19 protein-coding genes are annotated in these 20,893 nt (G+C 68.8%); 16 read left to right on the top strand and 3 right to left on the bottom strand.

The features are described from left to right. Positions 1-18 precede the first annotated feature (18 nt). Complete coding sequence (gene thiD / locus FRANCCI3_RS18230) at positions 19-852, bottom strand: bifunctional hydroxymethylpyrimidine kinase/phosphomethylpyrimidine kinase (RefSeq protein WP_011437988.1); 834 nt, start codon at positions 850-852, stop codon at positions 19-21. Between the two features lie 247 nt (positions 853-1,099). Between thiD and FRANCCI3_RS18225 the strand changes: the two genes are divergently transcribed. After that, positions 1,100-1,333, top strand: coding sequence for an Lrp/AsnC family transcriptional regulator (locus tag FRANCCI3_RS18225; protein ID WP_011437987.1), 234 nt, complete (start codon positions 1,100-1,102; stop codon positions 1,331-1,333). 66 nt (positions 1,334-1,399) lie between these two features. Continuing rightward, positions 1,400-2,014: a DUF3515 family protein gene (locus FRANCCI3_RS18220; protein ID WP_011437986.1), complete on the top strand. Its 615-nt coding sequence runs from the start codon at positions 1,400-1,402 to the stop codon at positions 2,012-2,014. Between the two features lie 77 nt (positions 2,015-2,091). Here FRANCCI3_RS18220 and FRANCCI3_RS18215 read toward each other — a convergent pair whose 3' ends face one another. Both FRANCCI3_RS18215 and rpmB read right to left on the bottom strand, forming a co-directional pair. Then, positions 2,092-3,243 carry a D-alanine--D-alanine ligase family protein gene (locus tag FRANCCI3_RS18215; protein WP_011437985.1) on the bottom strand — a complete coding sequence of 384 codons (1,152 nt, stop codon included), beginning with the start codon at positions 3,241-3,243 and terminating at the stop codon, positions 2,092-2,094. 138 nt (positions 3,244-3,381) lie between these two features. Then, positions 3,382-3,570, bottom strand: a complete 189-nt coding sequence (gene rpmB / locus FRANCCI3_RS24935; RefSeq protein WP_011437984.1) for a 50S ribosomal protein L28 — start codon at positions 3,568-3,570, stop codon at positions 3,382-3,384. 252 nt (positions 3,571-3,822) lie between these two features. On the opposite strand from rpmB, the gene recG reads away from it, so the two are divergent. The 14 genes from recG (at position 3,823) to ffh (ending at position 20,696) form a co-directional block, all read left to right on the top strand. After that, entirely contained in the window at positions 3,823-6,018 is a 2,196-nt protein-coding gene (recG, locus tag FRANCCI3_RS18210) for an ATP-dependent DNA helicase RecG (RefSeq protein WP_035958175.1), read from the top strand. A gap of 12 nt (positions 6,019-6,030) precedes the next feature. Beyond that, positions 6,031-6,588: a 16S rRNA (guanine(966)-N(2))-methyltransferase RsmD gene (gene rsmD / locus FRANCCI3_RS18205; protein WP_011437982.1), complete on the top strand. Its 558-nt coding sequence runs from the start codon at positions 6,031-6,033 to the stop codon at positions 6,586-6,588. Then, on the top strand, positions 6,585-7,073 hold the full coding sequence (gene coaD / locus FRANCCI3_RS18200; protein WP_011437981.1) for a pantetheine-phosphate adenylyltransferase: 489 nt from the start codon (positions 6,585-6,587) through the stop codon (positions 7,071-7,073). Before rsmD ends, coaD begins: the two co-directional genes overlap by 4 nt. A 450-nt stretch (positions 7,074-7,523) precedes the next feature. After that, positions 7,524-8,135: a YceD family protein gene (locus FRANCCI3_RS18195; protein ID WP_011437980.1), complete on the top strand. Its 612-nt coding sequence runs from the start codon at positions 7,524-7,526 to the stop codon at positions 8,133-8,135. After that, complete coding sequence (gene rpmF / locus FRANCCI3_RS18190) at positions 8,135-8,305, top strand: 50S ribosomal protein L32 (RefSeq protein WP_011437979.1); 171 nt, start codon at positions 8,135-8,137, stop codon at positions 8,303-8,305. Before FRANCCI3_RS18195 ends, rpmF begins: the two co-directional genes overlap by 1 nt. A 6-nt stretch (positions 8,306-8,311) precedes the next feature. Further along, positions 8,312-9,373: a phosphate starvation protein PhoH gene (locus FRANCCI3_RS18185; protein WP_011437978.1), complete on the top strand. Its 1,062-nt coding sequence runs from the start codon at positions 8,312-8,314 to the stop codon at positions 9,371-9,373. Continuing rightward, a complete protein-coding gene (gene rnc / locus FRANCCI3_RS18180; RefSeq protein WP_011437977.1) occupies positions 9,370-10,182 on the top strand; it encodes a ribonuclease III in 813 nt (270 codons plus the stop codon). Before FRANCCI3_RS18185 ends, rnc begins: the two co-directional genes overlap by 4 nt. A gap of 168 nt (positions 10,183-10,350) precedes the next feature. Then, positions 10,351-11,322: a bifunctional DNA-formamidopyrimidine glycosylase/DNA-(apurinic or apyrimidinic site) lyase gene (mutM, locus tag FRANCCI3_RS18175; protein ID WP_011437976.1), complete on the top strand. Its 972-nt coding sequence runs from the start codon at positions 10,351-10,353 to the stop codon at positions 11,320-11,322. 206 nt (positions 11,323-11,528) lie between these two features. Next, positions 11,529-12,299, top strand: a complete 771-nt coding sequence (locus FRANCCI3_RS18170) for a DUF2786 domain-containing protein (protein WP_011437975.1) — start codon at positions 11,529-11,531, stop codon at positions 12,297-12,299. A gap of 407 nt (positions 12,300-12,706) precedes the next feature. After that, positions 12,707-13,018: an acylphosphatase gene (locus FRANCCI3_RS18165; RefSeq protein ID WP_035731396.1), complete on the top strand. Its 312-nt coding sequence runs from the start codon at positions 12,707-12,709 to the stop codon at positions 13,016-13,018. A gap of 213 nt (positions 13,019-13,231) precedes the next feature. Continuing rightward, positions 13,232-13,429: a hypothetical protein gene (locus FRANCCI3_RS18160; RefSeq protein ID WP_023840227.1), complete on the top strand. Its 198-nt coding sequence runs from the start codon at positions 13,232-13,234 to the stop codon at positions 13,427-13,429. Positions 13,430-13,776: 347 nt separating this feature from the next. Then, positions 13,777-17,445, top strand: coding sequence for a chromosome segregation protein SMC (smc, locus tag FRANCCI3_RS18155; protein ID WP_011437973.1), 3,669 nt, complete (start codon positions 13,777-13,779; stop codon positions 17,443-17,445). A gap of 63 nt (positions 17,446-17,508) precedes the next feature. Beyond that, positions 17,509-18,753, top strand: a complete 1,245-nt coding sequence (gene ftsY / locus FRANCCI3_RS18150; RefSeq protein ID WP_011437972.1) for a signal recognition particle-docking protein FtsY — start codon at positions 17,509-17,511, stop codon at positions 18,751-18,753. Positions 18,754-19,142: 389 nt separating this feature from the next. Then, a complete protein-coding gene (ffh, locus tag FRANCCI3_RS18145; protein ID WP_011437971.1) occupies positions 19,143-20,696 on the top strand; it encodes a signal recognition particle protein in 1,554 nt (517 codons plus the stop codon). Positions 20,697-20,893 lie beyond the last annotated feature (197 nt).

Raw genomic sequence — 20,893 nt, 5'->3', positions numbered from 1 at the left:
AGCCCGGCTCTCAGGCTGCTACCTACGGTGACGATAGCCGTGGTCTACCGGGCCGATCCCCGCGCCGAGCGGAAAGCCGCTGGCCAGGGCGCCACTGACGTAGGCCTTGGCGGCCTGTGCGGCCTCGACGTGACCACGCCCCTGCGCCAGGTGCGCGGCGATCGCGGAGGCCAGCGTGCATCCGGTGCCATGGGTGTGCCGCCGGTCCAGGCGGGGGCTTCGGAGGACGACCTCGGTGGTCCCGTCGGTGAGCAGGTCGACCGCGTCGCCGGGAAGATGCCCGCCCTTCACCAGCACCCAGCGCGGGCCCAGGGCGAGCATCGCCTCGGCGGCTCTGGGCAGGTCGGCGACGTCCAGCACCTCCACCCCGGTCAGCAGACGTACCTCGTCGAGGTTCGGTGTGGCGATGGTGGCGCGGGGCATGAGCTCCGTACGGACCACCTCGACCGCCTCCGGGGACAGCAGGGGGTCGCCGTGCTTGGAGACGCTGACCGGATCGACCACGACGGGTACGTCGAGCCGCGAGAGTTCGGCGGCGACCAGCGAGACCAGAGCCGCGGAGGAGAGCATCCCCGTCTTCACCGCGTCGACCCCGATGTCCGCCACGACCGCTCTGATCTGGGCTCGGACCGCTTCCGGAGGGAGATCCCACACACCATGGACGCCCAGGGAATTCTGTGCCGTCACCGCGACGATCGCACTCATGCCGTGGACGCCGAGGGCGAGCATCGTCTTGAGATCTGCCTGAATGCCCGCGCCGCCGCCAGAATCCGATCCGGCGATCGTCAGTACGCGGGGCGGGGCGGAGCTCGGTTCCGGCGGCGGCTCGCTCCGGATGCTCCGAGCGTTCACGTGTCTCCTATTCTTCGCTCTGGGTAGCTGCGTCGTGGTTGCCATCACAACCGGGTACCGAGCCGGCCAGCTGACCCCCACGATTGGGGTTCCGGATGAGGCCGGGCGACCCCTCGGTCGGTCCCTGTCGGCCGATCTGAGCAAATTCCTCGACCTCGGAGGCTCTCATCCGGGCCGTTTGCCTGTTACCTTCTGTCGGCCCGTAGTTCTGCTCGACGGGCTGTCGACGTCCGACGAGGGAGCGTCTGTGGTCCACGCGTACATCCTTATCCAGACCGAGGTCGGCAAGTCCTCCTCGGTTGCCAAGGAGATCGAGCAGATCCCCGGGGTCACCCAGGCCGAGGACGTCACCGGCCCCTATGACGTCATCGTCCGGGCGGAGGCGGCCACCGTCGATGACCTCGGGAAGATGGTCATGGCGAGAGTGCAGTCGGTCGACGGCATCACCCGCACGCTGACCTGCCCGGTCGTTCACTTCTGAGCTTCTCCGCCGCTGAAGCTCCTCCGTCCCGACGTGGGTCAGGTCGGCTCCGGGACGGGGGACCCGGTGGGCGCTCCCGGCTCCCGGCTCGCGCCCACCGCCGGGGCCGGGCCACCGGTGACGTCGGTGGCGCGCCAGAATCGGGACATGGCCACCGGTGGTGAGCAAGCCGAGCGGGGCCGACGCCCGGCACGGGGCGGGCGCCGGCCGGGGCGGTCATGTCGGTATCCGGTGTTCGTCGCCTCGTGGGTCCTGCTCGCGCTGGTCGGATGCGGCGGTCCCGGATCGATTCGGCTGACCAACGTGCCGATTCCCGCGGAGTCGGTCCGTTCGTCGTGCGTGGACCTGGTCCACGATCTTCCCCCGTCGCTCGGGGACGACCTCGACCGCCGGACACTGGACCCCCCACAGGCCACGGCGGCGGCCTACGGCGCGGCGCCGGTGGTGCTCACCTGCGGCGCGCCCGGTCTTCCGGCAAGCTACCGTCCCGATGCGATGCTGTCCGTCGTGGACGATGTGGGGTGGTTCGCCGAGAACCTGGGCGGCACGACGGTGCGCTATTCCACCCCCACGCGGCAGCCCCAGGTGGTTCTCACCCTGCCCGCCGACGTGCAGGCGTTCGAGGTACTCGTCTCGGTCGCCCCCGCCGTGCGGGCGCACAGCAGGTCGACGACATCCTGAGACGAGCTCCCGGCCATTCCCGCCCGGCGGAACGCCTCCACGCCGTCACGGGCCCGGGTGGCGCAGGTGCCGGGCGGTCAGCGCAGCCCCGCTCCGTCGCGCAGGGCCAGCCTGACGAGCCGGTCCACCAACTGCGGATAGGTGACCCCGCTCGCCTCCCACATCCGCGGGAACATCGAGGTAGGGGTGAAACCGGGCATCGTGTTGACCTCGTTGATGATCACATGGTCGTCGGCCGTGACAAACATGTCAACCCGCGCGAGCCCGGCGCAGTCCAGGGCCTCGAACGCCGCGATCGCCGCTCCCCGGACCTCCTCCCGTACCGCGTGGGACAGGTTGGCCGGGACGTCGAAGTGGGTGGCGTCGGACATGTACTTGGCCTCGAAGTCGTAGAAGCCGGCCGAAGACGTGACGGTGATCTCGGCGGGCACACTCGCCTCGGCACCGGGGCCGTCTAGAATTCCGAGGACCCCGCACTCGATCTCGCGGCCGACGATCGCCGACTCCACCAGGACCTTGGGGTCGCTGGCGCGGGCTGCCTTGATCGCGGTGTCCAGGTCCGCCCAGGCCTCGACCCGGCTGATCCCGATACTCGACCCGCCGCGCGCGGGCTTCACGAAGACGGGCAGCCCCAGCCGTTCCTGGTCGGCCCCGGTGAGTGTGTCACCGGCTCGCAGGACGGCGTAGGAGCCGACGGGAAGGCCGGCGGCCCGCAGCAGTGCCTTCATGTGTTGCTTGTCCATGGCGGCCGCGCTGGCGAACACCCCGGAGCCGACGTAGGGCAGGCCGGCCATCTCCAGGAGACCCTGGACCGTCCCATCCTCCCCAAAGGGGCCGTGGAGCAGCGGGAAGACCACATCGATGTCCCCGGGAATGTCGCTGCTCCCGAGAGCGTCGCTGCTCCCGAGGGTGTTCCTGACAGAGTCGAGGCCGCCGCGGGGGCGGCACGGCAACAGACCGGGCGTCGTCGGATCCGCGGCCAGGACGACGCTCTCACCGTGGGCCGCGACGACGGCGGGCAGTCGGTCTCCCGTCACCGCGAGGGCGGTCGGGTCGTCCGGCAGCACGACCCAGCGGCCATGTGTGTCGATGCCGACGGGGACGACGTCGTAGACGTCACGATCCAGGGCTCGCAGTACACCGCTGGCCGATATACAGGAGATCGCGTGCTCGGTGCTGCGGCCACCGAACAGGAGGGCGAGCCGAATCCGACGCCTGGAGCCTGCCATGCCGGGACACTAACGGATCGGCGTCGGTGACCGGCAGCGTACCCGACGTGGATGTGGCCGCGCTCCGCCTCGACCTCCACGGGAGGCCTGTGTCCGGTGACGCCCCGTCCGGCCGGAGTAACGTCCGGCCCGGAGGGCTCAGGCGCGAGAGACCTTGCCCGCCTTGATGCAGGAAGCGCAGACGTTCAGCCGCTTGGGGGTCCCGCCCACGACCGTGCGCACGGTCTGGATGTTGGGGTTCCACCGACGGCGCGTGCGTCGGTGGGAGTGGGAGACCGACATACCGAAGCCCGGCCCCTTGCCGCAGACGTCACACACCGAAGACACGAGAAACACTCCGTCGAAGTAGTAGCCGAAGTCGAAGTAGTACTGGTCCCGGTAGGCGTGCCCGGGACGTCAGGGGAGTCAGAACCAGAATCGTACGCAACCCGCGACCCTGACGGCGCCGCCGGGGGACGCGCGCAGTGGCGGCCCGCTTGAGGTTACCCCACCTTCTGTGGTCCAGTTCTGTGGTCCAGATGATGCGGCGGGAGCCGGTGGGTCTCGGTACTGTCGGTGCTCCGGTGCACTATCGGTGATGTGGTCGACCTCGACACGCCCCTGAAGGCCCTCGTCGGCGCGCGTGCCGCCGCCCTCCTGGCCGATGGTCTGGAGTTGAGGCTGGTCGGTGATCTGCTGGGGCACCTGCCCCGCCGGTACCATGAGAGAGGCGAGCTGACGGACCTCGCGGACCTCGTCGTCGGTGAGACGGTTACGGTCCAGGCCCGGGTCGAGAAGACGGAACGCCGCCCGATGCGCGGCACCCGGAAGTCGATGGTGCGCGTGACGGTGACGGACGGCCGGCATTCACTGTCGCTGACCTTCTTCAATCAGAGCTGGCGGGAGCGTGACCTACGTCCCGGGACGACCGCGCTGTTCGCCGGCAAGGTCGACGAGTTCCGCGGGCAGCGTCAGCTGACCAACCCGGAGGTCCAGCTCCTCGAACCCGAGGAGAGCGGGGAAGCCGTCAGCGGTGCGCCGTTCGCGAACGCGCTGGTTCCGATCTACCCCGCCTCCGCCAAGGTGCCGAGCTGGACGCTGGCGAGGTGCGTCCGGCTGGCGTTGGACTCTCTCGATCCCGTCGAGGATCCGTTGCCGGACGATCTCCGCAGCCGGTACCGCCTGCCCGCTCTGGCCGAGGCCTTCCGGCTGGTTCACCAGCCCGCGAACCGTGGTGAGATCGCCTCCGGTCGTCGGCGCCTCACCTGGGATGAGGCTCTGGTGTTGCAGGTGGCGTTGGCCCAGCGGCGTCGTGAGGTGGAGGCGCTGGCGACAACACCCCGGCCGCAGCGTCCGGATGGTCTGCTGGCGGCGTTCGATGCCGATCTGCCCTTCCCCCTCACGACGGGCCAGCGCGAGGTGGGGAAGACGATCGCAGCCGAGATCGGTCGGCCCGTTCCGATGCATCGACTGCTACAGGGAGAGGTGGGTTCGGGCAAGACACTGGTCGCCCTGCGGGCGATGCTCACTGTGGTCGACACGGGCGGCCAGGCGGTACTCCTGGCGCCCACCGAAACTCTTGCCGCTCAGCACAGCCGAAGCCTCCGGGAGATGCTCGGCGATCTGGCCCGGGCAGGGGAACTAGGAGCCGATCATCGGGCCACGCGGGTGACGCTGGTCACCGGATCGATGGGAGGGCGTGCGCGGCGGGAGGCTCTGGCGGAGATCGCGGACGGTTCCACCGGTCTGGTGGTCGGTACTCATGCCCTGCTGCACGATGAGGTGATTTTTAACGATCTTGGTCTGATCGTCGTCGACGAACAGCATCGTTTCGGCGTCGAACAGCGGGACGCACTGCGAGCGCGTGGACGACGTCCTCCCCACCTTCTTGTGATGACCGCGACACCGATTCCCCGGACGGTCGCGATGACCGTGTTCGGTGATCTCGAAGTCTCCGAGCTCACCGAACTGCCAGCGGGACGCTCTCCCATCGGGACGTTCGTGGTGCCGGCGAGCCAGAGATCCTGGACGGATCGAATGTGGGGACGAATCCGCGACGAGGTGGCCGCCGGGCATCAGGCCTATGTCGTGTGTCCCCGGATCGGTGCGGGCGGGGAGGACGGGGGCGGGGAGGATGATCCCGCCGAATCCTCGGCTGCCGGTCCGGATTCGCGAGCGTCCCGACCAGCTGCGACAGTGTGTGAGGTGCTGCCCCTGTTGGTGGATGGCGAGTTTGCGGACCTCAGGGTTGAACCGCTGCACGGTCGTCTCGCACCCGGGCAACGGGAGGCCACCATGAACCGATTCGCGGCCGGCGAGGTCGACGTGCTGGTCGCCACCACCGTCATCGAGGTGGGAGTGAACGTACCGAACGCGACAGTGATGGTCGTCCTGGACGCGGACAGGTTCGGCGTGTCCCAGCTGCACCAGCTGCGCGGGAGGGTCGGCCGGGGCACCGCGCCCGGCTGGTGTCTTCTGCATACAGCGGCCGAGCCGGGATCCCCCGCCTGGGAGCGGCTCAGCGCGGTCGCCGCCACCAGCGACGGGGCGAAGCTGGCCCGTCTCGACCTCGCGCAGCGTCGAGAGGGCGATGTGCTCGGGGCCGCCCAGTCCGGCGGACGACGATCCCTGAAGCTCCTGGAACTTCTTCGTGATGAGGACCTGATCCGCGACGCACGCGAGGAGGCCGGTCGCCTGGTTGACGACGACCCCGGGTTGGACCGGCATCCCGCACTGCGCCGGCTGCTCGACGCGGTTCTCGACGACACCAGTGTCGCCTTCCTCGAGAAGGGATGACCGGGTGGCCCGATGACGCGCATCATCAGTGGAACCGCGGGTGGTCGGCGGCTCGTGGTTCCACCCGGAACGACCACCCGTCCGACCTCGGAACGTGCCCGTGAGGGGTTGTTCAACACCTTGTCGACCTGTCTGGATCTGCGGGGTGCTCGGATTGCCGATCTTTATGCCGGGTCTGGTGCGGTCGGTCTGGAAGCGCTGTCTCGGGGTGCCACTCATGCTCTTCTCGTCGACCGCGATCCGGTCGTGATACGCACTCTGCGGCGGAACGTGACAGCGCTGGGACTGTCGGGCGCGAAGATCGCGCAAGCCGCGGTAGAGCGTGTGGTGCAGAACACCTCGGATAATCCCTACGACGTGGTTTTCCTCGATCCGCCGTACGCGATGCGCGATTCGGAACTCGGCGAAGTGCTGTCAAAGCTGCTGGCGGCCGCCTGGTTGACTGCGGACGGTGTCTGCGTTGTCGAAAGATCGCACCGCTCGGGCCCGGTCGCCTGGCCTGACGGGTTGTGTGCGCTGCGCGACCGGAGGTACGGGGAGGGTGCTCTCTGGTACGGTATTCGATCATGAGGAGGGCAGCCTGTCCCGGTTCATTTGATCCGATCACCAACGGTCATCTCGACATCATCGTCCGAGCGAGCAGACTCTTCGACGAGGTCGTGGTCGCCGTATCGATCAACAAGAACAAGGTCACCTTGTTCACCGTCGACGAGCGGATGGAGCTCATCAGAGAGGCCCTGCGTGATCATCCGATGGCGCCGTCCAACGTCCTGGTAGATGCGTCCCACGGGCTGATCGTCGATTTTTGTCGGAGTAGGGGTATCCAGTCGATCGTCAAAGGACTGCGTGCGGTCAGCGACTTCGACTATGAGCTTCAGATGGCGCAGATGAACAATTCGCTTGCGGGCGTGGAGACTCTTTTCATGAGTACGAACCCGCAATATGCCTTTCTGTCCTCCAGTCTGGTGAAGGAGGTCGCGCGTTACGGAGGTGACGTGTCGGGGCTGGTACCGGATGTGGTACTCAAACAGCTCCGTGAGCGCCTCGCTCAGTAACCCCCGCCGGGTGGGTAGCCGCCGACCGACTTCCGCCGGGCTCTCCCGCCGTTCCGGACTGTCCGGGCTCCGGGGCCGGTCGCGGGGGGCGAGCGGCACCCGAGCGGCTTCCTAGGCGGAGGTCCGCCGCCCGCCGGGCTCGGGTGTCCGGAGATCCCGGCAGCCTGATCGGATCGTCCGCGGCACCGATCGGATAGGCTAGGAGACCGTAGTAGCTGACCGGCGTTGGTAGCTGACCGGCTTGGTAGTTGACCGGCTGGAGTCTGTTCGTCGATCCTCTGGGAGGGTCCGGGCCGCTGGGAGGGTCCGGGGTGCCGCTGGGAGGGTCCAGGGTGCCGCTGACGTCGGGCTGCCTCAGTCGTCAGCGACGCCGGGTAGCTACACCACCACGAAGGCCCTGTTTCGGCTGGCCTTCCTGACATTGACGTAGATGTGAATTCGACTGCCGCCATGACTGGATCCCACTTTCGCCGTCGGACCCCGAGGGGTCCCCTTGTACTGGACACCCGTGAGCTCGGTCGTCGGCCCGGGTCGATGCGGCTTGTCCGGGCGCAGGCGGAACTTCCCGCCGATCTCGGAACCGAGATGATGTGGGTGCCGGCCGGCGCAAGCGTCACCCTGGACCTGCGTCTCGAATCGGTGATCGAGGGTGTCCTGGTCAGCGGGAGCGTCGTGGCGCCGCTTCGGGGTGAATGTGCGCGCTGCCTGGACGACGTGTCCGAGGTCAGCATGGTCGAGTTTCGCGAGCTGTTCTACTACCCTGACCGAGCCGTGGACCTGGGTGACGACGAAGATGCTCGGGTACTGATCGATGATCATGCGGACATCGAGCCCGTGGTGCGGGATGCCCTGGTACTCAACCTTCCGCTGTCACCCATCTGCCGTCCGGACTGTGCGGGACTCTGCGTGGACTGCGGGGTGCGTCTCGACGATGTCGAGCCTGGACATTCCCATGCGCGATCCGACCCGAGATGGGCGGCGCTGTCCGCGCTGGCCGGCAGCGGAGCGACGGGAACCGAGAAGGGTCGCACCGACCCTCATGAGAGCAAGGAGAAGGAATAGTGGCCGTCCCGAAGCGGCGCACCTCGCGCAGCAACACCCGGTCCCGGCGTTCGCAGTGGAAGGCCAAGGTGCCGACCCTCGCAAAGTGCTCGCGGGGGCACGTGATCCGGCCGCACACCGTCTGTGGCACGTGCGGCCGGTACAACGACCGTCAGGTGCTTGACGTCTGACCCGGTGTGACACGTATCGCCGTTGACCTGGTGGGGGAGGGGTTGCCTTCCGGGCCTCTCCTCGAGGCATTGCCCAGTGCGCTCGGCGCCGATCCGCATCTGGTGCTCACTCTGGTGACATCCGGTGATACCGTCCGGGATGACCTTGCTCGGCTGGGAATTGTGCCAGGCGAGCGCGTCCTGCTCGCCACGGCCGCTCGCAGCGTTTCGGCGGGCCCGGAGGCATTGCGTGAAGTGCGAGCACGTCGGGACTCCGGCGTCCGGGTGGCGGCGCGCCTGGTCCGTGACGGACATGCCGATGCGATGGTCTCGATAGCCCCGGCCGAAGCCGTGGTCGCCTCGGCTCAGTTCACCTACGGTCTGCTCCCCGGGGCGACACGGGCCACTCTCGCCTCGATTGTCGGCGGGGCGAACGCCCCCGTCGTGCTGTGCGACGCGGGGGCGACGGTTGATGTGACGGCGGACGAACTCGCCCAGTTCGCGGTCGCGGGCAGTGCATACGCCGCGGTTCGCTTCGCCGTCAACGCTCCCCGAGTCGGGCTTCTGACGGCGCGTCCAGCGCTTCCCGACACCTTGCGACGAGCCGTCGACGAGCTGCTCCGATCGCTCGATCTGCACTATGTCGGCCCGCTGACGGCTGATCGGCTCCTCGCGCCTTCGTGGACGGGCGAGCCGGGCGACGGCCAGAAGATCGATCATCGCCGTGGAGTTGACGTGGCGGTCACCGACGGATTCACCGGAGATGTCCTGATGTCCGTCATCCGCGGGATGCGATGGTGGGAATCTCATCGGGGTACGGGGCACCTGTCCAGGGCCGGTCTGGATCCGGGATGGGGAACGTTGGAAGATCCTGATGTGCGGGGGGGAACGATCGTGCTGGGGGTCGATGGTGTCGCGGTCCACGCGGAGCGGGCACCGGATGAAGCCGGCGACAGCCAGGCAGTCGGGCTGCTCGCGGCGCTGAGGGCGGCGTCGGTCGCGGTCCATGCGGACCTGGCCTCTCGGACCAGAGCGGCGATGGCGATCTTGGTGGCGCGTCGCCGGGCCCTGGCCGGGCTGGTCGGATGACCCGCCAGCTGCCACCCCCGCCGCCGCGGGACGGCCTGATCGAGGTACTCGAGGTCGCCATCGACCCCGAGCTGCTCGACCGCGCCCTCACACACCGCTCCTATGCCTATGAGAAGGGCGGCCTGCCCACCAATGAACGCCTGGAGTTCCTGGGCGATGCGGTGCTCGGTCTGGTGGTGACGGCGGCACTGTTCATCCGCCACCCGGATCTTCCCGAGGGGCAGCTCGCCAAGCAGCGGGCCTCGGTTGTGAACATGCGGGCTCTCGCGGACGTGGCACGGGGGATCGGACCCACCGGGCTCGGTCCGTACCTGCTGCTGGGCCGGGGCGAGGAGACCACCGGGGGGCGCGACAAGGCGAGCATTCTCGCCGACACCCTCGAGGCCATCATCGGGGCGGTCTATCTGTCCTCAGGCCTCGACGTGGCCTCCGGTTTCGTGCACCGTCTCTTCGATCCCTTGCTGGACGAGGCCGCCGGCCGAGGCGCAGGGCTTGACTGGAAGACCTCACTGCAGGAACAGACGGCGGTGCTGGCTCTCGGGCCGCCCGAATACATCGTCGAGGAGGCCGGTCCGGACCACGCGAAGCGATTCACCGCCTACGCGAGGATCGCGGGAGAGCCACTGGGCGAGGGCGAAGGGGGAAGCAAGAAGGAGGCCGAGCAGCGGGCGGCCGCCGCGGCTTTCGCGGTTCTCGAGGAACGGTCAGCCTTGGGGCGGGAGGACGGTTCGGGCGCGGACGTCGCCGGCGGAAATCACGAGAAGTCCGCCGTCGGCAGCCTTGATCACGATCAGGTCTCGGGTCTGTGAGAGTGGCTGATCATCAGCTGCCCCGATTCGCTTCCTGGGCGCTGGCGACAGGCTCGGTGGTGGCAACAGCTTCAGTGGTGGCAACAGCTTCAGGGGTGGCAACAGCTTCATCGAGCCACGTCGAGGGTCCGGTGTCATCCCACTGACCCGACCCGACGACCGGAGATCATGCCAGAACTCCCCGAAGTAGAGGTTGTTCGCCGCGGTCTGGAACGTGGTGTCGTCGGTCGCGTCATCGCATCGGTTGACGTCCACCATCCTCGTGCGGTGCGCCGTCATCTGGCCGGTGCCGCCGACTTCTCGGCGCTGCTCGTCGGCCGCCGGATAACGGCGGCACGACGCCGCGGCAAGTATCTGTGGCTGGTACTTCAGCCGCCGGTAGACCATGCGGCGTGCGCTCCGGTGGTTCCAGAAGAACCACCGGAGGAGGAATCAGCTGCCGTGCTGGCCGAGATGTCTCCGCCCGCCCTGCCCCCAGGTCATCCGGCTCAGGGGGATGCACTGATCGCCCATCTCGGGATGAGCGGACAGTTGCTCGTCGTTCCACCCGCCACCCCCGACCAGAAGCATCTGCGGATCCGGTTCGTCTTCACGGACGGAGGACGCGAACTGCGATTTGTGGATCAACGCACCTTCGGTGGCCTGGCGGTCGCAACGGGGGAAGCGGATCTGCCTGCTCCCGTCGCGCACATCGCCAGGGATCCTCTGGATCCCGCCTTCGACGAGCGGCTCGTCACGGAGAGGATGCGTCGACGCCGTACCGGCGTGAAGCGGGCCCTGCTCGATCAGACACTTGTCAGCGGGGTCGGGAACATCTACGCGGATGAGGCCCTGTGGGCCGCGAAGCTGCACTACGCGCGGCCGACCGAGACCCTCACCCGGGCGGAGGTCGGCAGGCTGCTGGGTTGCGTGCGGACGGTGATGATCGCGGCTCTTGAGGTGGGCGGTACGTCCTTCGACCGCCTGTACGTGTCGGCGGACGGAGTCAGCGGGCTGTTCGAACGGTCGCTACAGGTGTATGGCCGCGCGGGTCGGCCGTGCACACGATGCGGAGACGCGGTGCGCCGGGACGCTTTCATGAACCGGTCGAGCTTCACTTGCCCCACCTGCCAGCCGCACCCAAGACGGGCCAGGTGGTAAGGTTCGATCACACGTTCGAATCCCGCGGCTCTCGGGTGGGGTGCCGGGCGTGGCGTCCGCGATAGTCGGGTGGGGAGCCAGACCTGCCGCGGCGTTCACAGTTATCGCCTCGTCCAGGACCGAGACCGGGCTGCCGGGATCGGTGAGGCATCATCCGGCACGTCGGTTGGCTGGCCTGCCCCCGACGCGACATGGACGGAGACGCGATGAATCCGGATGCCCTGCTCGGTCGTATACGGAAGCTGTTGGCGATGGCGGAGGCGGAGGGGCTGAGCGAGGCCGCCCGCGAAACCTATAACAGCAAGGCGGCCGAGTTGATCGCCCAGTACGGGATCGACCGCGCGCTGGTCGAGGAGGCGTCGCCGCACCGCGTCGAGGCGGCTGACCTGGTGGTGGCCGTCGATCCGCCCTATGCCCGGGACAAGATCTCGTTGCTCGCGGGCATTGCCGCACCGCTTGGTTGCCGGCTCGTGTACCGGACCGAGCAGCGTGCAGTGGGGACGGGGCACTCCGCTCATCTGTTCGGGATGGATGCGGATATCCACCGCGTGCAGATGTTGTTCACCTCGTTGCTGGTCCAGCAGGCACAGGGATTGGCCCTCGCCCGTCCACCACGCCAGGAGGACCCGCGGGCGTTTCGTCGGTCGTGGATGGCAGGCTTCGCGGTGGCGGTGGCGGAGAGACTGACCAGGACGGAGCGGATGGCCCGGGAGCGGGCGCAGACCCAGCAGACGCAGACCCGGGAGAACGGATCGGACCGGCCCTCGACGACGCCGTCGGTGGCCGTCGTCCTGGCGAATCGAAGCCAGCGGGTGGACGCGCACCTGGCAAGAGCCTATCCCAGGTTGCGAGCGCCAAGGACACGCCAGCTCTCTGGGAGCGGCGGTCGTGCGGGCTACCAGGCCGGCGAGCGGGCTGATCTTGGCCTGGGTAGCCGGGTGTCCAGCCGCGTCTCACCGGCGATCGGCATGAGGTAAATCGTATGGGTAGTAGTTACGCGTGGTACTGACTACTGCTTGCCGCCCGGCAGATTGGGCACCGCTGTCTGGGTAGGCCCTGCGGTACGCGGCGGGGCGTAGCCAGGACCAATAATCTTGTCTGCGCTGTCGACCGGCTCCGGGGTGACCTGGCGGTCACCATCGGTGCTCGCGCGTGGGACGGGTAGTGTGCCGCCGTCCTGAGAGAAGTTCTGGCCGCAACCGCTGAGAAGGAGTGCCGAGCCGAGAGCTCCACACGCGAGTAGCACGGCAGCGGACCGGCGGCGGAAACGTGGCCGGTCCGGCCGTTCCAGCCGATGATCACCCTGCCGCCGTGTCTCTTTCGGCCGGCCTGCCATGTCTGGGAAGTATGTGGTATCCACAATGGCCAGTACCCTACCGTGCTGATGAGCGATGTATCCGCGGAGCAGAGGGAGTCCGGACACGCCGTGGTCCGATTCACTGCCCGGGTCGCCGGCCTTGTCCAGGGCGTCGGCTTTCGTGACTACGTGCGTACCCGGGGCCGGCGCCTGGGCCTGGTCGGATCCGCCACCAACCTCCCGGACGGGGCGGTCGAGGTGGTCGCGGAGGGGCCGGAGCCGGCCTGTCGTGACCTTCTGCACTTGTTGATGACGGGTCACACCCCTGGGCGGACGGACAGGGTGGAGGCTGTGTGGCAGGTGGCGCAGAGTGATCTGACCGACTTTCGACGAAAGTGACTGGTTGCAGACGCTGCGTTGTCGGAACTGTCGTGGGTATGACCGTCCGCTTTTTGCATGTTCACCGGACCGGCTCGGGAGCATGTGGCATGCTCTTGACTTTCGGTCACTCGACATGGGAGCCTGGAGTCATTGTTTGGGGCGCACTCTGATCTGTTCGGATCTTGTGCTGTCTGACACCCACTAGGTCACTCATCGTGGAGGACCATCACTATGGCGAAGGCCCTTTTTGGCCACGTCGGTTCCGGCGGCGACTTGCGTCTCTCTTGCGAGGTGCGTCGGCTTCGTGCCCGAGTAGCGGAGCTCGAGGCAGAACTGGCTCGAGTACGTGAGGTTAACGAGGCGTTGGTGGGTGGTGTCGACGTGCCGGAGGATGTCCGGGCGCTCGACGCCGAACCGGCGTTCAGCTGAGCTGGCGGGGCGTTCCTCGGGGAGGCGCCCCCTCGTAGTGGGTATGCCCGGTTACGTGGGCAAGACTCCGTTTCTACGGGCGTCATGATCGCTGAGATCGTCGAATCGGTCGTTTTCCCGGCTGGCTCGTCCCTGCCCAGTGATGTTGCCCGTGTGTCTCGGATCACTTTGGCGGCTCTATGTCCAGGAAGAGCCGGGCAACCTCACTCCCCGCCTTCTTCGTACTTTTTTCGGAGCGTAGCCTGCTGGGTGCTTCGGGTGGCCGACTAGGATGGCTCTGTCGAACGTCGGCTGAGTCCGGCCATCCCGGGTCGAGCCGGTGAACCCTTCCAGCGCTCCGGAGACTGGTGCATCTCAAGAACCTGACCCTGCGGGGCTTCAAGTCCTTTGCGAGCTCGACCTCCCTGCATCTCGAGCCGGGAATAACCTGCGTGGTCGGGCCCAACGGGTCGGGCAAGAGTAACGTCGTTGACGCCATCGCCTGGGTACTGGGGGAGCAGGGTGCCAAGGCCCTGCGTGGCGGCACTATGTCCGATGTCATCTTCGCGGGCACGCCCGCTCGCCCGGCCTTGGGGCGCGCCGAAGTACTCCTGACGATCGACAACTCGGACGGCGCGCTCCCCATCGAGTACACCGAGGTGACCATCGGGCGACTGATGTTCCGCAGCGGCGAGAGCGAATACACGATCAACGGTACCGGTTGTCGCCTGCTGGATATCCAGGAACTGATGAGCGACTCGGGTATCGGCCGAGAGTTGCACGTGATCGTCGGCCAGGGCCAGCTCGACGCGGTCCTGCACGCGCGCCCGGAGGATCGCCGTGCGTTCATCGAGGAGGCCGCCGGCGTCCTCAAACACCGTAAACGCAAGGAGAAGGCACTCCGCAAGCTCGAGGCGATGTCGGCGAACCTCACCCGCCTCACCGATCTGTCCGCCGAACTGCGTCGGCAGTTAGGGCCGCTCGGTCGGCAGGCGGAGATCGCCCGTAAGGCCGGTGTGATTCAGGCTTCGCTACGGGACGCCCGCCTGCGCCTTCTCGCCGACGATCTCCATCGTGCCCAGGTCGCGATCACCTCCGACCTCGCGGACGAGGAGGCATTGCGGGCGCGGCTGACGACCACCGAGGCCGCTCACGCCGCGGCCGCCCGCCGTGAGGAGCAGCTGCAGGCCGACCTGACGGCGATCATTCCGCGCGCCACCGGCGCCCAGGAGACCTGGTACGCCCTGGCATCCCTGCGGGAACGGCTGCGGGGCACCCGTTCCCTCGCCGTCGAACGGGGTCGCCTGTTGCGTGCCGCGACCGACGACGTACGTGGGCGCCGCGACCCCGAGGAACTGGAACAGGAGGCCACGGCGGTCCGGGAGCAGGAAATCGCCCTCACCGAGCGGCTGGAGCGTGATCGGGATCTGCTCGCCGAGGTGGTCACCAGGCGTGCCGATCTCGAGGCCGCGCTCGCTCAGGAGGAGAAGGAACTGATCGCCGCGGCACGCGCGGCGTCTTTTCGCCGTGAGGAGATCGCGCGCCTTGCCGGCCAGGTGGAGGCCGCCAGGTCCCGTGCCACCAGTGCCGAGAACGAGATAGCACGGACGACCGAGGCACTCGACGCCGCGCGGGAGCGGGAGACCGAGACCTCGGCGTCACGTTCGGCCCTCGAGATCGAACTCTCTCGGATGGAGAGCGCACGGGAGGATCTCGCCGAGCAGCACAGCGCGGCCGTGGCAGTGCATGCCGCTGCCGCCGAGCGGCTCGAGGTCCTGCGCGGTGAGGAGCGTAGCGCCGAACGTGACCGCGCATCCTGGGCCGCGCGATGCGACGCGCTGCACCTCTCCCTCTCGCCGGCCGACGGAGCCGCGGCACTGTTGAGGGCTGCTACCGGCGCGCAGACCGGGCAGACCGCCTCGAACACGGCGGAGGACTCGGCTCCGGCACTGGATCCGACCCTCGAGGTGATCGGCCGGCTGGCCGGCGTCCTGAGCGTGACCGCCGGCGCGGAGGCGGCCATCGCCGCGGCGCTGGGCCCGGCGGCGGACGCCCTGCTCGTCGGCACGTCGGGGGATGCCATGGCGGCCTTTGCGTGGCTGCGGGAAACGGATGCCGGCCGAGCAGCGCTGGTGGCCGCCGTCACCGTCGCGGATGAGCCTGACGCCTGCGCCGGCCCTGACGCCTGCGCCGGCCCTGACGGCAGCGCGGCGATCGTCCCGGGGGCGGCCAGCGCCGACGGTCCGCTCCCGGCCGGTGCCGTTGCCGCGCTGGACCTGGTGGAGATCGGTGACGATCGGTTCCGTACCGCCGTGTCGTCCCTGCTCGCCCGGACTGTCGTGGTCGAGGATCTGGCGGCGGCCGAGCGGGCCACGGCGTTGCGCCCCGACCTGCGGGTGGTCACCCGCGCCGGCGACGTCATCGGTGCCCCCCTCTCTATCGGTGGCAGCGCGAACCCGCCGTCCGCGATCGAACTGCAGGCCGCGGCGGACGAGGCCGAGGCCGGCGTGGCGGAGGCGACCCGTCGCGTCGAGTCCGCCCACGAGGCGTTCGAGCCCGCGCGTGCCGAGGTGACCCGGGCCCGTACCGCCATCGACGCGGCACTGGCGGCGCTGCACGGGACCGATGCCCGGCACCGGGCGCTGTCCGAGCAGATGGCGCGGCTCGATCGTTCGGGAGGGGCCGCGGCATCCGAGATCGCCCGGTTGGAGGGCGCCCGATCACGGGCCGAAACAGCCCGTGATCGGGCATACGGAGCGTTGACCGAGCTCGAGGCGTCGCTCGCCGCGACATCGGAGCAGCCGGAGGCGGGGGAGCGGGCTCCGGATGAACGAGACCGGCTCGTCGCGGCTACCTCCGCCGTGCGCGCCGCCGAGGTCGAGGCCCGGTTGGCCGTCCGTACCAGCGAGGAGCGGGTGCGAGGCCTGCAGGGACGCGCCGACGGACTGATCCGCGCGGCGGCGAACGAGCGGGCGGCACGGGCCGCGGCGGCCCGTCGGCACGAGGTCCGCGAGCGGCAGGCGGCCGTCGCGACGGCGATGGGGGATGCGGCTCAGGTCGCTCTCGACCGACTGGACCATTCGCTGGCTCGCGCCGCGGCGGGGCGGGAGGAGGCCGACGCACTGCGCAAGGCCGCCGAGACGGAGCTGGTCGGGGTGCGTGACCAGGGGCGCGCTCTGGCCACCGAACTCGCGGCGCTGCGCGACGCCGCCCATCGCGACGAGCTGGCCCGAGCGGAGAAGCGGCTGCGGGTGGAGACCCTGGAAGCCAAGGCTCTGGAGGAGCACGGTATCGACGCCGATGACCTGGTGGCCGAGTTCGGCCCGGACACGCTGGTCCCGCCGGATGAGCCCGACGGCACCGCGGCGCCGTTCGATCGAGCCGAGCAGAGCGCCCGGGCCGCCACCGCGGAGAAGCAGCTGGCCCGGCTGGGGCGGGTGAATCCCCTGGCCCTCGAGGAGTTCGCCGCGCTTCAGGAGCGGGCCGCGTTCCTGTCCGCGCAGCTCGAAGACATCAAGAGCACCCGCCGGGATCTTCTGCTGGTCGTCGAGGAGGTTGATCTGCGGGTGCGTGAGGTCTTCGCCGTCGCGTTCGCGGACACCGCCCGTGAGTTCGAGATCGTCTTCTCGACGCTGTTCCCGGGCGGTGAGGGCCGGCTGGTGCTCACCGATCCTGATGACATGCTCACCACGGGCATCGAGGTCGAGGCGAGGCCGCCGGGAAAAAAGGTGAAGCGTCTGTCGCTGTTGTCCGGCGGGGAGCGTTCACTGACCGCACTCGCTCTCCTGCTCGCGATATTCCGGGCCCGCCCTTCGCCCTTCTACGTGCTCGACGAGGTCGAGGCAGCTCTGGACGACCGCAATCTCGGCCGACTGCTCGAGGCCGTCGAGGGTCTGCGTGAGAAGTCGCAGCTGATCATCATCACCCACCAGAAGCGGACGATGGAGATCGCTGACGCCCTGTACGGCGTGGCCATGCGGGGCGACGGGGTGACGACAGTGATCAGTCAGCGGCTGCGGGAGCGGGCGGCGCTCTGACGCCGCCGCCCTCCCGCCGGGCGAGCGCCACGGCCTTGTGGCGTCATCTGTCAGGATCGGTACGTGGAGCTCCTCATCCTGATCGTCGTCATCACCGTCGTCGTACTGGCCACCGTGGGCCTGGTGGCCGGCACGGCCCTGCGTCGACGCCCCCGCCGATCCATCGAGGAAGGCCCGCGCCCGGGCGCCGACTACCGTCCCGGGGTCGGTGACGACGCCGAGGTACCCCGCGATTCGGCGACCAGGACGGTCGACGACATCGGTCTTCCCGATGTGCTGCCGCCATCCCCGACGGAGAGCGATGGCGTCGGCGCCCCGCTCGCCGAGATACCGGCCGCGCCGGGGATCCCGGTCCAGGAGCGGATCCCACCGGAGGCACCGCCGCCGGCAGCCGGCCGCCTCGTCCGGCTGCGCCTGCGGCTGGCTCGTTCGCAGAACGCGCTCGGTCGCGGACTGCTCTCCCTGCTGTCCGGCGACAATCTCGACGAGGACGCGTGGGAAGACGTGGAGGCGACCCTGCTCCTCGCCGACGTCGGGGTCACGGCGACCACCGAGCTGGTCGCCGCGCTGCGGGAACGCACGAAGGTGCTCGGTGCCCGCACGCCCGCGGATGTGCGGGAGATGCTGCGCGACGAGCTGCTCGCCCAGATCGGTACGACGACCGACCGATCGCTGCGCACGACGGCCCCGGATCGTCCCGCCGTCGTGCTCGTCGTCGGTGTCAACGGCACGGGCAAGACCACGACCTGTGGAAAAATCGCGCGGCTGCTGGTCGCGGACGGGCGTACGGTCGTGCTGGGCGCGGCGGACACGTTCCGTGCCGCGGCCGCGGATCAGCTTCAGACCTGGGGTGAACGGGTCGGCGCGATCACGGTCCGCGGGGCCGAGGGGGGTGACCCGGCGTCGGTGGCGTTCGATGCGGTCCGACAGGGCACGCAGAGCGGCGTGGACACCGTGTTGATCGACACCGCCGGCCGGCTGCACACCAAGGCAGGTCTGATGGACGAGCTGGCGAAGATTAAAAGAGTGGTGGGCAAGCACGGTCCGGTCGACGAGGTGCTGCTCGTGCTTGACGCCACGACCGGTCAGAACGCGCTTGTCCAGGCGCAGGTGTTCACGCAGGCGGTTGATCTCACCGGAGTCGTGCTGACCAAGCTGGACGGTACGGCCAAGGGCGGGATCGTCATCGCCGTGCAGCGCGAGCTCGGTATGCCGGTGAAACTGATCGGCTTGGGAGAGGGTCCAGACGATCTTGCTCCCTTCGAGCCGGAGGCGTTCGTCGACGCGCTGTTGGGCGAAGCCGGCTGATCGATCGAGTGGCCGCCGGATCGACGAAGACCACAACGTGCTCAGCGTCAAGACCTTCCGGTCGTTCGGCATGTGACCTAAGCTTCATCACTGAGCGGAGCTGTGGGGCTCCGCGGTCAGCCGCGACATGTTCCTCGGTGTTCTCCTGGCTGGGGGGTGAGCGTCCGGCGAGGCGTCTCGCCCTCCTCAGCGCAGAGGGCGGACCCGGCAGGTGAATGACCAGGCCGGCGTCCGTGCGGGCATGCCTCGCCGGGCCGCGCACGTCGCGTCCGCGTCGATCGGCCGATGCGTGACGCCGTCGGTTGATCGGACACGGGGGTGTGCTGCCTTCGTCGTCGGGTGCGTACGCTGGTCCCTGCGGTCCGTCTGCGATCTCGGAGTGTGTGCGCGTGTTCGACACCCTTTCCAGCCGCCTCGACAAGGTCTTCGCGTCGCTGCGTGGCAGAGGGCGCCTTACCGATGCCGACATCGACGCCACCGCGCGGGAGATCCGGGTGGCTCTGCTCGAGGCGGACGTCGCGCTCCCGGTCGTCCGTGGCTTCGTGGCCGCGGTGAAGGAGCGTGCCCGCGGCGCCGAGGTCAGTGCGTCGTTGAACCCTGCCCAGCAGGTAATCAAGATTGTCAATGAGGAGCTCGTCGCGATCCTCGGCGGCGGCACGACGACGCTGCGGTACGCCAAGACCCCGCCGACGGTGATCCTGCTCGCCGGCCTGCAGGGAACGGGTAAGACCACCCTGGCCGGCAAGCTCGGGCGCTGGCTCAAGGCTCAGGGTCACACCCCGCTGCTGGTCGCGGCCGACCTGCAGCGTCCGAACGCGGTCAACCAACTGCAGGTGGTCGGGGCGCGGGCCGGGGTGGAGGTCTTCGCGCCCGAGCCCGGCAACGGGGTCGGGGATCCGGTGCGCGTCGCGCGCGACGCGCTCGCGCACGCGCACCGGCAGGTCTTCGATGTGGTCGTCGTCGACACGGCCGGGCGGCTCGGCGTCGACGAGGAGATGATGCGGCAGGCGGCCGACATCCGCGACGCCGTCTCACCGGATGAGATTCTCTTCGTCCTGGACGCGATGATCGGTCAGGACGCGGTCGCGACCGCGAGCGCCTTCGCCGATGGCGTGGGATTCAGCGGCGTGGTCCTGACCAAGCTCGATGGCGACGCGCGCGGTGGTGCGGCCCTTTCGGTCGCCCAGGTGACCGGTCGGCCGATCATGTTCGCCTCCACCGGTGAGGCCCTGGACGACTTCGACGTCTTCCACCCGGAACGCATGGCGTCGCGGATCCTCGGCATGGGTGACGTCCTCACCCTCATCGAGCAGGCCGAGAAGGCGTTCGAGGCCGAGCAGGCCGAGGCCATGGCGGCGAAGATGGTCGCCTCCGAGTTCACTCTCGAGGATTTCCTCGAGCAGATGCTCGCGGTCCGCAAGATGGGCCCGATCGGCAACCTGCTCGGCATGCTGCCGGGGATGGGCCAGATGAAGGATCAACTGGCGCAGGTCGACGATCGGGACGTCGATCGGGTGGTTGCGATCATTCGGTCCATGACGCCGACGGAACGGCGTGATCCCAGGATCCTGCAGGCGTCCCGCAAGGCTCGGGTCGCGCGTGGATCCGGGGTCACGGTCACCGAGGTCAACCAGTTGCTGGACCGGTTCGCCGAGGCCCGCAAGATGATGCGACAGATGGCTGGCGGCATGGGGATGCCGGGGGGGATGGGTCGAGCGAAGGCCGCCTCGGCTCGCAAGGCCGCGAAGAAGGGCAAGGGAGCCAGTCGCAAGGGTAATCCGGCGGCACGGGCGGCCCAGGCCAAGGCGCAGAAGTCCACTGCGCAGGAGCGGGCGGCGAAGGGCCCCGCGCTTCCGGACGGCATGCCGGATCTCTCGGCGCTGATGCGGCAGCAGGACGGCTTCGGTGGGATGCCGCCGCGCGGCCCCCGCGGGGGCCGTTGACCCGCGCGATGCGGCCGTGGGGCGGGTGCACGGGCTCCCCGCTCGTGTGCGGCGGTCACGATCTGGCAGACTGTAAGCTCAATACAGGCCCTGCCTGCCAGCGTCGGTGTGGCTGCCCTCATTCCTCGCGGTGTCGCGCGGGAGATGTGTGAGTGGCTGTCCGGCGCGGGTGCTTCCCACCACCGGGGCTCCATGCG

The sequence above is a fragment of the Frankia casuarinae genome (assembly GCF_000013345.1).
In the GTDB taxonomy this organism is placed as follows: domain Bacteria; phylum Actinomycetota; class Actinomycetes; order Frankiales; family Frankiaceae; genus Frankia; species Frankia casuarinae.
Note: the sequence above shows the minus strand (reverse complement) of the source record. Positions and strands in the feature narration are given on the sequence as shown.